This window comes from Lysinibacillus sp. FSL P2-0066, from assembly GCF_037969495.1.
GTDB classification, from domain to species: Bacteria; Bacillota; Bacilli; order Bacillales_A; family Planococcaceae; genus Lysinibacillus; species Lysinibacillus boronitolerans.
This window is the reverse complement of sequence record NZ_CP150202.1, coordinates 1,673,012-1,686,322: the sequence shown is the minus strand read 5'-3', so window position 1 is coordinate 1,686,322 and position 13,311 is coordinate 1,673,012. Positions and strand designations below refer to the sequence as shown.

Annotated in this window: 15 protein-coding genes; 9 read left to right on the top strand and 6 right to left on the bottom strand. The window is 39.4% G+C overall.

The annotated features are described in order from the left end of the window. Positions 1-103: 103 nt before the first annotated feature. The gene (locus tag MKZ14_RS08100) at positions 104-856 is read right to left on the bottom strand and encodes an alpha/beta fold hydrolase (protein WP_048390156.1); all 753 of its coding nucleotides are present in this window, start codon (positions 854-856) and stop codon (positions 104-106) included. 284 nt (positions 857-1,140) lie between these two features. Between MKZ14_RS08100 and MKZ14_RS08095 the strand changes: the two genes are divergently transcribed. Continuing rightward, complete coding sequence (locus MKZ14_RS08095; protein WP_016994379.1) at positions 1,141-2,022, top strand: LysR family transcriptional regulator; 882 nt, start codon at positions 1,141-1,143, stop codon at positions 2,020-2,022. A gap of 90 nt (positions 2,023-2,112) precedes the next feature. Next, positions 2,113-2,679, top strand: a complete 567-nt coding sequence (locus tag MKZ14_RS08090) for a DUF5412 family protein (protein WP_333005766.1) — start codon at positions 2,113-2,115, stop codon at positions 2,677-2,679. Positions 2,680-2,821: 142 nt separating this feature from the next. Here MKZ14_RS08090 and MKZ14_RS08085 read toward each other — a convergent pair whose 3' ends face one another. Beyond that, positions 2,822-3,610 carry a DUF1835 domain-containing protein gene (locus MKZ14_RS08085; protein WP_333005767.1) on the bottom strand — a complete coding sequence of 263 codons (789 nt, stop codon included), beginning with the start codon at positions 3,608-3,610 and terminating at the stop codon, positions 2,822-2,824. Positions 3,611-3,622: 12 nt separating this feature from the next. After that, entirely contained in the window at positions 3,623-4,246 is a 624-nt protein-coding gene (locus tag MKZ14_RS08080; protein ID WP_016994376.1) for a LysE family translocator, read from the bottom strand. 214 nt (positions 4,247-4,460) lie between these two features. On the opposite strand from MKZ14_RS08080, the gene MKZ14_RS08075 reads away from it, so the two are divergent. From MKZ14_RS08075 to MKZ14_RS08050, 6 genes are all read left to right on the top strand, one after another. Further along, positions 4,461-4,844: a hypothetical protein gene (locus tag MKZ14_RS08075; RefSeq protein WP_004229554.1), complete on the top strand. Its 384-nt coding sequence runs from the start codon at positions 4,461-4,463 to the stop codon at positions 4,842-4,844. Between the two features lie 390 nt (positions 4,845-5,234). Next, on the top strand, positions 5,235-6,329 hold the full coding sequence (gene proB / locus MKZ14_RS08070) for a glutamate 5-kinase (protein WP_333005768.1): 1,095 nt from the start codon (positions 5,235-5,237) through the stop codon (positions 6,327-6,329). A gap of 13 nt (positions 6,330-6,342) precedes the next feature. Then, positions 6,343-7,593 (top strand): glutamate-5-semialdehyde dehydrogenase, encoded by a 1,251-nt coding sequence (locus tag MKZ14_RS08065; protein WP_333005769.1) that lies wholly within the window; start codon positions 6,343-6,345, stop codon positions 7,591-7,593. A gap of 44 nt (positions 7,594-7,637) precedes the next feature. Then, positions 7,638-8,522: a DMT family transporter gene (locus MKZ14_RS08060; protein ID WP_004229564.1), complete on the top strand. Its 885-nt coding sequence runs from the start codon at positions 7,638-7,640 to the stop codon at positions 8,520-8,522. Further along, a complete protein-coding gene (locus MKZ14_RS08055) occupies positions 8,522-9,484 on the top strand; it encodes a carbohydrate kinase (RefSeq protein WP_279494563.1) in 963 nt (320 codons plus the stop codon). Before MKZ14_RS08060 ends, MKZ14_RS08055 begins: the two co-directional genes overlap by 1 nt. Positions 9,485-9,547: 63 nt before the next feature. Beyond that, positions 9,548-9,937: an RDD family protein gene (locus MKZ14_RS08050; RefSeq protein WP_036076345.1), complete on the top strand. Its 390-nt coding sequence runs from the start codon at positions 9,548-9,550 to the stop codon at positions 9,935-9,937. A gap of 129 nt (positions 9,938-10,066) precedes the next feature. Here the strand turns inward: MKZ14_RS08050 and MKZ14_RS08045 are convergent, their stop codons facing one another. Both MKZ14_RS08045 and MKZ14_RS08040 read right to left on the bottom strand, forming a co-directional pair. After that, a complete protein-coding gene (locus MKZ14_RS08045) occupies positions 10,067-10,747 on the bottom strand; it encodes a hypothetical protein (protein WP_339280796.1) in 681 nt (226 codons plus the stop codon). A 94-nt stretch (positions 10,748-10,841) separates the two neighbouring features. Continuing rightward, a complete protein-coding gene (locus tag MKZ14_RS08040; protein ID WP_333005771.1) occupies positions 10,842-11,273 on the bottom strand; it encodes a GNAT family N-acetyltransferase in 432 nt (143 codons plus the stop codon). Between the two features lie 122 nt (positions 11,274-11,395). On the opposite strand from MKZ14_RS08040, the gene MKZ14_RS08035 reads away from it, so the two are divergent. After that, positions 11,396-11,848 carry a MarR family transcriptional regulator gene (locus MKZ14_RS08035; RefSeq protein WP_016994368.1) on the top strand — a complete coding sequence of 151 codons (453 nt, stop codon included), beginning with the start codon at positions 11,396-11,398 and terminating at the stop codon, positions 11,846-11,848. A 43-nt stretch (positions 11,849-11,891) separates the two neighbouring features. On the opposite strand, the gene MKZ14_RS08030 is transcribed toward MKZ14_RS08035, so the two are convergent. Next, positions 11,892-13,247, bottom strand: coding sequence for an aspartate aminotransferase family protein (locus MKZ14_RS08030; RefSeq protein WP_016994367.1), 1,356 nt, complete (start codon positions 13,245-13,247; stop codon positions 11,892-11,894). Positions 13,248-13,311 lie beyond the last annotated feature (64 nt).

Here is a 13,311-nt window from a genome sequence, read left to right as displayed (position 1 = left end):
TACAATTTCATCATGTTATCAAGCATTTATTATAATTACAATAGTTTTTTCGTTTATCCAGTGAGATTCAACAAAAAAAGAGCTGTCTGCTGACAGCCCCTTCTTAGTTTGCAACTGACCATTCAATATGATCTAAAAATTTATAAACATCTTCATACACTTTATCGCGTTCTTTATCCAATGTAATAATGTGGCCAGAGTTTTCATACCAAATGATTTCTTTGTCGTCTGTTTCCACAGTATTTAAAATAAAAGGTGCGCTTTCTTGATATAGGTCATCATCTAGTGAGCCTTGTAACACAAGAGTTGGTGCTTTGATCGTTGATAATTCTTCACGCGTTTCTGTTGTTAAACGTGTTACGCCGTCCAATGAATCCTTCGGTGAAATACGTAATTCATGTAATTCTGAAATAATTTGATCTTTTGATTTATTTTCAAAGTGTTTATATAAACGAGCATAGTGGTACAAACGTGTAAATAAGCCTTTTGAATTATCACGTGTAATCGGTGCACACATCGCTACACATGCTTTCACTGGGAATGTCTCTGCCACCTTTAATGAAAAGACGCCACCAAGTGAAATCCCAACAACAGCAATTTCTTCATAGCCTTTCTTTTGTAGGAAGTTATAACCTTCTACTACATCGTTCCACCAATCTTCTGGTTTTGTTTCTAATAATGCTTCTGGTTCTACGCCATGCCCACTATAAATTGGTGCATGCACAGTATAACCTCGTTGAGATAAAAATTCTCCTAGCTTTTTCACATCTTTTGTGCTACCTGTGAAACCATGCAGTAATAGTACGGCTTTTTTGCCTCCCTCAATTGTTAGAGGTTGTGGCTTTGTTAACTTCATTTTATGATATCCCCTTCACGGAAATTAATAATTGTGTATTTTATGTGTCTATCTTATCACCCTTTATTCATAATGTACAATTTATAGTTTTTATCAAATCAATGTGTATCGTGCATGAATGATGTCAACTTAATGGCTGTACTATCACACTTTCTGCTACTTAACTTTTCCATTCTGCTAAATAATTGCAATCTGCTTTTAAAATTTTTTTGTTCCCTATACTTCCCGTCTGTTTCTCGTTATAATGCAGATAACTTAAAAATAACAAGAAAAGAGGTGAAAAAATGGAGTGGCAACAATTAGAATATTTTGTAACGGTTGCAAAGTTAGAGCATATGACACGGGCTGCCGAAGCATTAGCGATTTCACAGCCAGCACTTAGTCGTTCAATTTCAAAGCTGGAGGAAGAATTAGGTGTACCGCTTTTCGACAGACAAGGGCGCTCAATTATGCTAAACCGATATGGAGAGCTATTTTTATATCGTGTTCAGCGCATGCGGAAAGAATATGAAAAGGCTGTTTTAGAATTACAGGAGCTTAATAATCCAGAGCTTGGAGACGTATCACTCGGTTTTTTACATACACTTGGAACGAGTATTGTACCCGACTTGATTCGTGCCTTTCGTCAGAAACATCCCCATATCCGTTTTCATTTCACACAAAACTACTCCCATTCTCAGTTAAAACAATTGCTGGCGGGTGAGTTAGACCTGTGCCTATTAGCTGCGATTGATACAGAGCCGCCAGTATGTTGGAAGGAATTATGGCGAGATGAGCTCTTTATAATGGTCCCCATTGACCATCCTTTAGCCCATCGTAAAAGCATCAAAATGAAAGAATTGGAGCATGAAAGTTTTGTCTTAATGAAAAAGGGCTATGCACTACGCCGCTCTGCTGATCGCTTATTAAATGCTGCGGGCATAAAGCCAAAAATTTCTTATGAAGGCGACGAAGTGTCGACCATCGCTGGATTTGTTGGTGCGGGACTTGGCGTTTCCTTACTACCTGATGATGAGGATTTAAACCCGAAAAAAATCGTTAAAATCCATGTTGAGGATATGGTATGTGAACGAATTATCGGCATGGCTTGGATCGAAAATCGTTATTTACCGCCATCTGCACGTCAGTTTAAACAATTTGTCTTTGATTTTTATGACAATAAATAGAAAGAGCGAGTAACAACATCGTCTAGATGTCCATGTTACTCGCTTTATTTTCTAAAAGACACTGTTTCACCATACTAGGGAGGTAATAAATTGAATTTATTACTTAATACATTAGGTTTCTTTGTATTTTTATTTACCTTGATCGTATTGTTCATTTTTGTAATCAAATTAATGATTTTCTTTTTTAAACAGAAAAACTTCCCTAAAAAAACACTAACAGCACTATTGGCAGGTTTAGTCCTGTTTTTTGGGATATTTATATATATCCAATATTTTTTTACGTTTGGTACTTTAGATAAAAAAAATACGCAACAGGTGCCCGAATCTGTCTCATCTCCTACAGGGGAATATACAGCGCACGCTTATTATGAACCATATGGTGGTGCAGGCCCAAGTGGTGGTGTTCATGTATGGATAGAAATTTTAAATAATAAAGCTCACACAAACAAAATCGTCTATTATGCAGAGGCTAAAAGTCAATTTTCGATGAATTGGCTAGACGAAGAAAAATTATCCATTATTAATAAAGAGCCTAATTATACCAATTCAAATAGAAGTATAGTATTAAGTATTGATAAAGAAATTTATCATGAAAATGGCTTGGCTTGTCAAAGTTTGTTGATGAAAGATGAATATGAAAAGTGTTATCAAAATTAAAACGGTTAAGTTACTGTGCTGAATCATTATGTTGAAACGACTGACTTTGAGCACTACTAATACAAACAGCTTCATGCATTTGGAACAATAAAAAATCAGGCTTTGCTCGCCTGATTTTTTACTGTTCATTCACTTAAATGTATTAAAGTAATTTAACCTGATAGGAAAAAATATCCGTTGTATCGCCTTTCATGGCAAATACGCCTTGTTCGACGAGCGTTAGCAAGCGATACTCTACAAAATCATTTCCTACATAATGGACAAATGTTTCAAATGTCTGTGCCACAATATGCGTGGGCATTAGCCACTCTTCATTTTGCTGTATATGCAAATTTTTTGCACTGGCGATAATGTATGCATCCATTGCATCTTCCTCTACATGCAATAGTTCACTTTTCCATAACCGTAATGTACTTGGCTGTTCTTTGATGTTTTCCCATTCCTTAGCGAGTTGCTGACATTCTTGCACAGAGAATCGCTTTGCACTAGGGCGAAGCTTCATTAGCATTTCTGAGGAAAGCTCGCCTGTATGGCGAATGTCTAGATTGGGGTGAATACTCTTCAGACCCTCCGTAGCATCAATTCCATACACCATACTGCATTTATGAATTAACTCACTCATTACATAGCGCAATCCTATTTGTTCATGTGTGTTGTGACTATACCAAATCCACACATCCACATCACAGGGTAAATTAGCAATTTTCTTCTTCCAGTTTTCATACATCTCATCATACAATTGCTGGTCATCATTGTCTAAAATATGCGCGGCTAACCAAGCTTTACGTTCTTCAAAGTTTTGAAGAGGTCCAATCGAGAGATCATCATGGACACTTAGAACTGATTCATTTCGCTGCAAACGATGTTGACGGATTGCGAGTTTCATAGAACCCTGAGTTGCTAAGCTAAAGGTGATATGTAAAATAGACATGTCCATTCCTCCCTACTGTTTACTGATGGCAATCTGTATCCCGATAAATGTGAATAGGATACCTTGAATTGTATTTAGTCGTTTAGCAATCGCAGGTTTACCAATAATGACTTGTCTAACTTTCCCTGCAAATATGCTAAACAATGAAAATAATACAAGTGCTTGTATTAAAAATACAATACCCAAAATAAGCATTTGAAACGCCACATGTCCTTGCGATGGATTAACAAACTGTGGTAAAAGCGCTAGGAAAAATAACGATACTTTAGGATTTAAAATATTCATTAATATTCCTTTTTTATATAATTTGATATAAGCTTGCGTATTTTGCTGTTGCAACGTAAAGGGGTCCCCCTTAGCACGAAATGATTGCCAAGCTAGATACAATAAATACGCTGCTCCTGCAAATTTGACGATTGAAAAAATAATGGTCGATTGATAAATTATCGCAGAAATACCGAGTACTGCGGCACTAATATGAACAAGTAGTCCTGTACACAATCCAAGTGATGTGGCAATACCCGCTTTTTTATCTTGTGTAATACTTTGGGCAAGCACAAATAAATTATCGGGCCCTGGCATAATGGTTAAAATAATCGCAGCCCCTAAAAACGCAAATAACGTTGAGATTTCCAAAACTTTCCCTTCCTTCAACTTCTTTTAAAAAACTATTTACATTATACTACATGACGTTGTTCTCACTAGATGTAAGTTTATGACTTTATCCAAAACTTTTTTAAATTTCGGTTTCACAATTTATGCTCGCTCAAGCGATACTTTTCTTCCCTAATCCATTATAATAGTAGAAACTCATGATAAAACAGATAACTTCCATAAGAGGTGATTGATAATGGCAGTAAGTGATATTGTCACGCAATATGAGGATGAGCATGGACAGGTTTACTATAAAATGAAATCCCATGACATTGAGGTGAAGGCTACACAAAACGCAGGCTTAGCACCTGTCATCACGTATTGGATGGCTGACAAAGAGATTACGGATTCCATTCGAAATTTACGCTTCAGTCCACGTGCTCCATCTAGCTATATTCAAGATTACGAAGAATTTCAAGCAATGCTTTATGCGAAAGAGCAACGAGCCATTAACCAGTTATATGAACAAATGAGCATCAAACCCAAAAATATGTCATCTGGGAAACAGGTCATTTGGAGCTTCTTTGTCATTGTGTTGGCGATGCTTCCCCTTTTCATTGCTATTTGGTGGTTTAAATAATCGAATAATTGGCCTTTTCATCATTTTAACGCATCCCTTTCTTAATTTATCAAAACTTTCAAGTAATTTACCCATTCAGCTTGACAGACTTATAGAAGTAGTGCATCCTTTAGTCAATAGATGAGAAAACGAACGAAGACCAGTAGTTAGCCACTGCTTGAAAAGAGAGCGATGCCCATCGGCTGCAAGGCATTGTACAAGGAAGACTAATGAAACCTACTTTGTGAAACGTCCTAGCCAAACTAGGCGCAGTCTCTAGCGTTATGAGAAAAGTGGAATGTCGCATGATATTCAATGTAGGTGGTACCACGGAAGGCAAGTCTTTTCGTCCTAATTTTTAGGATGAAAAGGCTTTTTTTATCTTGATTCAGCAATGATGGAGGTCGTGAGATGGAGAGAAAAAGAATTGTTGTTAAGATTGGCAGTAGCTCTTTAACGAATGCAAAGGGTGAAATCGATAAAGTTCGCTTAATGGACCATGTGCAGGCAATCGCCGAGTTGAAGAAATTGGGGCATGAAGTTTTGCTTGTGTCGTCTGGTGCCGTAGCGGCGGGTTTTAAACAACTCGGCTACCCTGCTCGTCCTGTGACAGTGAAGGGTAAGCAGGCAGCTGCTGCTGTAGGACAGAGCCTACTCATTCAAACGTACAGTGCTTTGTTTAGTATTTATGATATCATGCCTGCCCAGATATTATTGACACGAACAGATTTTTCTAAAAAAGAATGCTATAAAAATGCCTATGCGACTTTCGAGGAGTTATTAGAACGATCCATGCTACCGATTATTAATGAAAACGATACAGTGTCTATTAGTGAATTAACCTTTGGAGATAACGATATGCTTTCAGCACTCGTCAGTGGACTTGTTCACGCCGATCAGCTCATCATTTTAACAGATATCAATGGCCTTTATAATGCCAATCCCAATAAAAACCCACAGGCAGAGCGCATTGATCGATTAGCTGCCATTACGGATGACTTGCTAAGCTTTGCGGATGGTACAGGATCAAAGGTTGGCACAGGAGGCATGGCCTCAAAGCTTCTGGCAGCACGAACAGCGCTACGTGCAGGGGTGAAGGTATTTATCGGTACAGGTCATGGTGCACAGAAGCTCGTCGAAATTTTAGCAGGACATGGTGATGGCACTTATGTGGGGCATGATGAGCTCGCTGTGTTAACAAATCATAAACAGTGGATTGCACTCACGGAAATTTCTGGTAAAATTTTTATAGACAGTGGTGCAGAACAGGCTTTAATGAATAATGGTAAAAGTCTATTACCTGCTGGCGTCTATCGTGTAGAAGGTGAGTTTGTCAATGGTGATGTTGTAGAAGTCTATAGTGAGAAGGACTTACTAGGACGTGGCGAAGTACTGTACTCTTCCCAAGAGCTTCTCTCTGCCATGGGAAAACGGACTGATACATTGCTGAAAAGCCCTATTGAGGTAATTCACCGAGACAAATGGCTGAAAATTCAAACGAATTAAGGAGGAATGACAAATGACAAGTGAAATTCAAGAAAAAGGACAACGCGCAAAAGCCGCAAGCTATATGTTAAATATTAAAACTACCTGCGAGAAAAATGAGGCATTGAAAAAAATTGCAGAACAGCTATTAATCGATCAACATGACATTATGGCTGAAAATGCAAAGGATTTGGCACAAGGTGAGCAGCAAGGTATACCTGCATCTACGTTGGATCGTATCATGCTCAATGAAGAACGGATTGCGGCAATGGCCGACGCCATTCATTTACTCGTCTCCTTAAACGATCCAGTAGGTACAATTGTTGAACATATTGAAAAGGACAATGGGCTACGCATTGAAAAACGAATTGTGCCACTTGGTGTTATTGGTATGATCTATGAAGCTCGACCAAATGTGACGATCGATGCAGCAACACTATCTCTAAAAACGGGCAATGCAGTTATTTTGCGCGGAAGCTCCTCCGCTAAGTTTTCTAATATGGCTCTTGTCGCAAGTATTCATCGCGCGCTTGCTAAAACTTCTATCCCTACCGATGCTGTTCAATTAATTGAGGATACAAACCGCGAAACAGCCAAAGAACTATTCCATTTAAAAGAGTACTTAGATGTGCTCATTCCTCGTGGGGGCAAAGCCCTGATTGATTTAGTTGTCAATGAGGCGACTGTTCCTGTACTCGAAACAGGTGCAGGCAACTGTCACATTTACGTGGATGAAATGGCGGATTACATAAAAGCAGAAAAAATCTGTCTGAATGCTAAAACACAGCGTCCTTCTGTTTGTAATGCAGCAGAAAGCTTACTCATTCATCAGGCTTGGTTTAAAGAACACGGCGTCCAGCTTTTAACGTCACTCCACAATGCAGGTGTAACCATCATCGGTGATGAGCAAGTATGTCAGCAATTTGAAGCTGCCCTTCCAGCTACAGCGGATGATTATGCGACAGAGTACCTTGATTTAAAAATAAGCGTTAAATTGGTGGAAAATGTCTATGAAGCGATTGAGCATATTCAATACTTTGGAACGAATCATTCTGAGGCCATCATTACAGAGGATCAATTAACCGCCGAGACGTTCTTAAACAATGTCGATGCAGCAGCAGTGTATCATAATGCCTCCACCCGCTTCACGGACGGCTTTGAATTTGGCTATGGTGCAGAAATCGGTATTAGTACACAAAAGCTACATGCCCGTGGACCAATGGGCTTGCCTGCATTAACATCAACAAAATATGTTATTCATGGCAACGGCCAAATTCGTGAATAGTTGTATACGTATAGCTTAATAAAATAATAGAAGGAAGGTTTCGTATGAACATCTCAGCAATCATTAAACTAACAGTCTCCATGGCACTGTTTGGTTCCATCGGCTTTTTTACCGTTCACACTGGTGTTCCCGCTACAGAGCTTGTCTTTGTTAGATGCATTTGCGCAACCCTCTTTCTAGGTGGTATGTGGCTCATCACTGGTGGACATAAAACAGAGGTATGGGATAAGAAAGAAATTTTTCAAACGCTTATTTGCGGTGTCTTTATTGTGTTAAACTGGGTATTTTTATTTAAAGCCTTTGAGGAAATGTCCATTTCAATTGCCATTTCCATCTATAATTTAGCCCCCATATTTGTGTTAATTTTAGGCGCTATCTTTTTGAAGGAAAAAATGACCATTCAGGCACTTGTCGCAACAATCACTTGCTTTATCGGTAGTATTTTTATCATCGGTCTCAATAATTTTGTGTCGTTCTCAGAATTTATGCAATCTGGCTTTATCTGGGCATTACTGTCAGCAGTATTTTATGCCCTTACAATGCTAACAAGCAAAACCATCACGAAGCTTAGCTCGTATGCGTTAACCTATATTCAAACAACAGTTGGAATCGTGATACTACTGCCTTTTATCGACTTCTCGCTGTTTGATGGATTAACGTCAACCAATTGGTTTTATATACTCGGCACAGGCTTTATTCATACAGGATTTGTTTACTATTTATTTTTTGATAGTATTCGTAGCCTGTCTACGATTCTTGTCTCTGTATTGGTTTTTGTCGACCCTGTTGTCGCCATTTTACTGGATATGCTATTGCTTGATTTTATGCCAAGCTTTACGCAAACGATGGGGATCCTTCTCATTTTCGCTGGTATTTTTTATACCATTTATGTTCCTAAGAAAAAGCGACTACCACAGGAGGTCTCATAATGGGCAAGCTCTTCACAATTGGAGAATTATTAGTTGACTTTACACCGACACAGCAGCACGGCTCCCTAGCCAACATTGAGCATTTTACTAAACATGCAGGAGGAGCACCTGCCAATGTAGCCGCTGTCTGTGCAAAGCTAGGACAGCAGGCGGCCCTTCTTACACAAGTCGGTCAGGATGCCTTTGGTGACTTCCTAATCAAAACGTTGCAGCAAGCAGGTGTAGATACACAGTTTATTCGTCAATCAACGGATGGTGAAACAAGTCTTGCCTTTGTTTCATTAAATGAACATGGCGAACGAGATTTTCAATTTTATCGCCGGCATGCTGCAGATCTCTTATACAAACAGGAATACCTCCCCTCGCAGCTATTAACAGCGCACGATATCGTTCACTTTTGCTCTGTTAATCTTGTAGAGAGTCCTATGAAACAAGCACATCTTGCCCTTATTGAACAGGCACATCAAGCAGGAAGCCTTATATCCTTCGATCCGAATGTGCGCCTTCCTTTATGGCAGGATAAGACGGCGTGTTGTGAAACCATTTTAGCCTTTTTACCAAAAGCCCATATTGTCAAGCTTTCAGAGGAAGAACTGTTGTTTTTAACAACTCTAGAAGATGAACAGGAAGCTGTTCAAACGTTATTCAAGGGATATGTAGAAGTTATCATCATTACACATGGTGCTGCTGGGGCTACCTTATATACGAAAAAGCATCATATGAAGGCTCCTGCTAACAAGGTACAAACCGTTGATACAACTGGGGCTGGTGATGCTTTTATTGGCGCGATTTTAAGTCAATTTCTTCATCATCAACTAACAGTAGATCAAGTGGTAGCTCATTGTGAACAGTATGCAATGTCTCTGCTATCTTTTGCAAACGGATATGCGGGCATTTCAACAACAAAGCATGGGGCAATTCCATCCTATCCTGTACTTTCATTAGATATGAATCTAGGATAAATCGAAACTTTTTGTCCTTATTGTTCGTATGTACTAGTGACAGGTCATTAAAGGAGGGCTTATATGGAATTGATGACAAAAAAACGCACAGCAGCATTTTTAATCGATACAGCTGTTTCAACGGCTGTCACGTTTGGGGTTGAATACCTCCTACGAAAAAAAGTAAAAAATGAGGCTGTTCATGCACTCGTTACGCCAACTGTAGTATTGTGGGCGCTAGAATATGCACAACTCCGTAAAAACGGACAAACGATTGGCTACAAAGCAATGGGATTAGCACTCGAAAATGAAGATGGTCGTCCATTATCAGCAGGTCAAATTATTAAACGCATGGCATATCGAGATACTATCAGTACGTTCGATTATCTAAAAGATCGCCAAGCCTTCGAGCAGCAGCACGGTCAACGTCTTCCTCATGATAGCTTTGCAGGTACGGTTGTAAAGCAAAAATAAATAAAAGCTGCCTTATGTTTGGGCAGCTTTCTTTAATTGGCGCATTTTGCTAAAGTGATAATCCGACTGAACCATTACAGAAGGTAGCATGGCATTATCCTTCAATATAAGCGTCTTTCGAGAAGTACACTAATCTTTGGAAATAAACGGCTGTATATCATCCGATAAAAGCGCGTTTTCTGACGGAAACCAAAAATAAGTAGTCCCATCAAATTGTATGCCATATTGAAAAGCAATGGCATCGTCTGTATATAGGAGTATATCATAACGTTTCGTATCTCCATTTGGCTCAAAGGATGGGTCTAGTTTACTGTTGGCTAAAATTGCCTTTATATTTTCCATGTCAGACTGATCTGTATAGCTAGCCGTTTTCCGATCGCCTTCTTCCATAGATGCGTAAAATTCTATTTTCTTCACTTCTTCTAATGGAACCTGATCAAAATTCCGTCGCGGCGCAGCTTCATCTCTTATCATATAAATTCGATAGCCATTAATAACCGACTGATCTTCTACCGCAATGGTATCGTCAAGACCCTTTATCGCATAAAGCTTTGTCCCCTTCTCGTGGAAGGCTGCATCGCCATCCTTAAAACGATAGGAAGTTCTTTTGATATGATCAGCTACTTTAAAATCAACTTCCCCTATTTCCTTATCAATGAATGAACGATCGGCTAACGCTACTTCATATACAGCTTCATATTGCTTACCATCCCATTTGATTAAATCAACCCATTCGATGATGACTTGACTACCGCAAGCAGTCAGTAACAAACACATGGTACAAAGGCATATCCATTTCTTCAACAACATCCCCCCTTTAAGCAGTAGACCCAAGCAACGATTAAAAAGTTACAAAGTATTATGCTAAGTCTGGCATGTTCTATCATCGTGTGATTTTCATCTGCTACCAGTATTTCTTCATTAAAATATGGGGAATGCCACAATCCATAAATTCTTCACCTTCACGCTGATAGCCTAATTTTTCATAAAAGCCTTCTGCATAGGACTGGGCATTTAATTTTGCCTTTGTTAGCCCTTTATCTCGTGCAATTTGCTCTAGGCCCGCAATAACTTCCTTACCAAGGCCAAATTTGCGGTATTCTTCTAATATACAAATACGCTCCAATTTGCCATAGCCCTCTACAACTCGTAGTCTACCTGTTCCAACCGGTTGCTCATTGTAATACACCAAAATATGATCGCATGGAGCATCTAGTGCATCAAATTCATCATATTCTTCTTCCTCAGGGACTTGCTGCTCTTCAATAAAAACGCTCCGTCTAAAATCAAATGCTGTTTGTAATTCTGCTTCCGTTGTTACTTTTTTTATATTCATTACTATTCCTCCTAGTTTCTCCTGAATCATCTTCTCTAGGTGCAATTTCACTTTGAAGATGATAGTATTAGTATAGAATGATTTTTATTGCAATTACAACAAAAATCTCAGGAGGATCGAACATGAAAGAAATCTTACGTGAAATAGGTGCCATTGCACGGGCATTAGACTCCATAAGCAATATTGAATTCAAGGAATTGGATTTGACGAAGGGGCAATATTTATATGTCATCCGTATTTGTGAAAATCCAGGTATTATTCAAGAGAAAGTCGCAGAGCTATTGAAGGTAGACCGCACAACGGCTTCACGAGCTATTCAAAAATTGGAGACTAAAGGCTTTATTGAAAAACGAATTGAACAAGGGAATAAGAAAAATAAATTACTTTTTCCTACAGCTAAAAGCATGGACATCTATCCTTTTTTAAAACGGGAGGGCGAATATTCCAATGCCCGTGCGCTTGAGGGGTTTTCCAATGAGGAGATTAACAGCATTCACAGTCTACTAACACGTGTGTTGCATAACATCGAAATTGACTGGGAAGAGGTGAAGAAAGGGCATAAACGACAGTATTAAAGGCGATTCCTCGTGTTTTTTGCACATTTGGAATCGCCTCAGGCTAGACGTTGGCTGCAAATACTCTTTTTAATACAGCAACCATAAACTCAAAGTCCTCGTCTGTACAGCAAAGCGGTGGACTTAACGTAATGATATTATTGAAGCCTTCGACTGTATCACCATTTCTTCCAACAATTAAGCCATTTGCTTGACAATCAGCCATGATTTTCGCTATTAGCTCGGGCTTGGCAGGTGTTTGAGATTGTTTATCTTCGACCAGCTCGATGCCAATGAGTAGCCCAAGCCCACGAATATCGCCAACGAAGGGCAGCTCTAATAGGTCTTGCAAATCATGTAGGAATTGAATACCCAAATCTCTTGCTCGCTGCACAAGTCCTTCCTCTTCCATGATTTTTATATTTTCTAAGGCCACTGCACAAGCTGCTGGATTGCCCCCAAATGTATTGATATGGCGAAAATGACTATAGCCGTCCGTCTCTTTAAATTTTTCATAAATGTCTTTACGTATAGCTGTAATGGATAGTGGTAGGTAGGCACTCGTTAATCCTTTCGCCATGGTAATAACATCTGGTCGAATATCAAAATGCTGATGGCCAAATAGCTTACCTGTCCGTCCGAAGCCACATATGACCTCATCCATGATGAGTAATACCCCATGCTTTCTACAAATGCGCTCGACTTCTTTGACATATGTAGGATGTGGGATCAGCACTCCACCACCCGTGATGAGTGGCTCCATAATGACAGCCGCAATGGTTTCTTTTTGCTCCCAAATAATCTTTTCTTCCATTTCTCGGGCAAGTGCTAGGCTGTATGTCTCAATTGACTGCCCTTTTGGACGACGATAGTGATCAGGTGGAGCAACATGTAAGAAGCCTGGTGTCAGCGGCTCGTACTTAAATTTACGTAATGCCTGACCTGTAGCTGCTAATGCCCCAAGTGAACTGCCATGATAGCCCCGATAGCGAGCAATGATTTTATAGCGGTTCCCTTCCCCATTTTGTTGATGGTATTGACGTATTAACTTAAACGCCACTTCATTCGCATCTGAGCCACTATTGGAATAAAACATCATATAGTCATCATCAAGTAGGCTGTTAATTTTTTCAGCGAGCCTAATAGCAGGTTCATGGCTTTGTGTTAAAGGAGCATAGCAAAGCTTTTTTAGCTGCTCATACGCAACCTTGGCAAGACGCTCACGCCCATACCCTACATTCACTGCCCATAAGCCTGACATACCATCTAAAAAGCGATTGCCTAAACTATCTGTAATCCACGCCCCTTCTCCCTGTTCAATAATGGGAGGTGCTTTGTCGTTATAGATAGACATGTGATGCCAAATGTTTTCATGATCTTTTTGCTGTAAAGTATGTGTAAACTGATCGTTTCGCTCCATATCATGACCTCCAATCGTGTATCATCGGTGTCTTTTTGTCTATCACCATTTTCCCTATTAAGCT

Excerpts from the sequence above, each read along its gene's own strand:
- MKZ14_RS08100 (WP_048390156.1), bottom strand. The coding sequence starts at position 856 with ATGAAGTTAACAAAGCCACAACCTCTAACAATTGAGGGAGGCAAAAAA.
- MKZ14_RS08095 (WP_016994379.1), top strand. The coding sequence starts at position 1,141 with ATGGAGTGGCAACAATTAGAATATTTTGTAACGGTTGCAAAGTTAGAG.
- MKZ14_RS08085 (WP_333005767.1), bottom strand. The coding sequence starts at position 3,610 with ATGTCTATTTTACATATCACCTTTAGCTTAGCAACTCAGGGTTCTATG.
- MKZ14_RS08075 (WP_004229554.1), top strand. The coding sequence starts at position 4,461 with ATGGCAGTAAGTGATATTGTCACGCAATATGAGGATGAGCATGGACAG.
- proB (WP_333005768.1), top strand. The coding sequence starts at position 5,235 with ATGGAGAGAAAAAGAATTGTTGTTAAGATTGGCAGTAGCTCTTTAACG.
- MKZ14_RS08065 (WP_333005769.1), top strand. The coding sequence starts at position 6,343 with ATGACAAGTGAAATTCAAGAAAAAGGACAACGCGCAAAAGCCGCAAGC.
- MKZ14_RS08060 (WP_004229564.1), top strand. The coding sequence starts at position 7,638 with ATGAACATCTCAGCAATCATTAAACTAACAGTCTCCATGGCACTGTTT.
- MKZ14_RS08055 (WP_279494563.1), top strand. The coding sequence starts at position 8,522 with ATGGGCAAGCTCTTCACAATTGGAGAATTATTAGTTGACTTTACACCG.
- MKZ14_RS08050 (WP_036076345.1), top strand. The coding sequence starts at position 9,548 with ATGGAATTGATGACAAAAAAACGCACAGCAGCATTTTTAATCGATACA.
- MKZ14_RS08045 (WP_339280796.1), bottom strand. The coding sequence starts at position 10,747 with ATGTTGTTGAAGAAATGGATATGCCTTTGTACCATGTGTTTGTTACTG.
- MKZ14_RS08040 (WP_333005771.1), bottom strand. The coding sequence starts at position 11,273 with ATGAATATAAAAAAAGTAACAACGGAAGCAGAATTACAAACAGCATTT.
- MKZ14_RS08035 (WP_016994368.1), top strand. The coding sequence starts at position 11,396 with ATGAAAGAAATCTTACGTGAAATAGGTGCCATTGCACGGGCATTAGAC.
- MKZ14_RS08030 (WP_016994367.1), bottom strand. The coding sequence starts at position 13,247 with ATGGAGCGAAACGATCAGTTTACACATACTTTACAGCAAAAAGATCAT.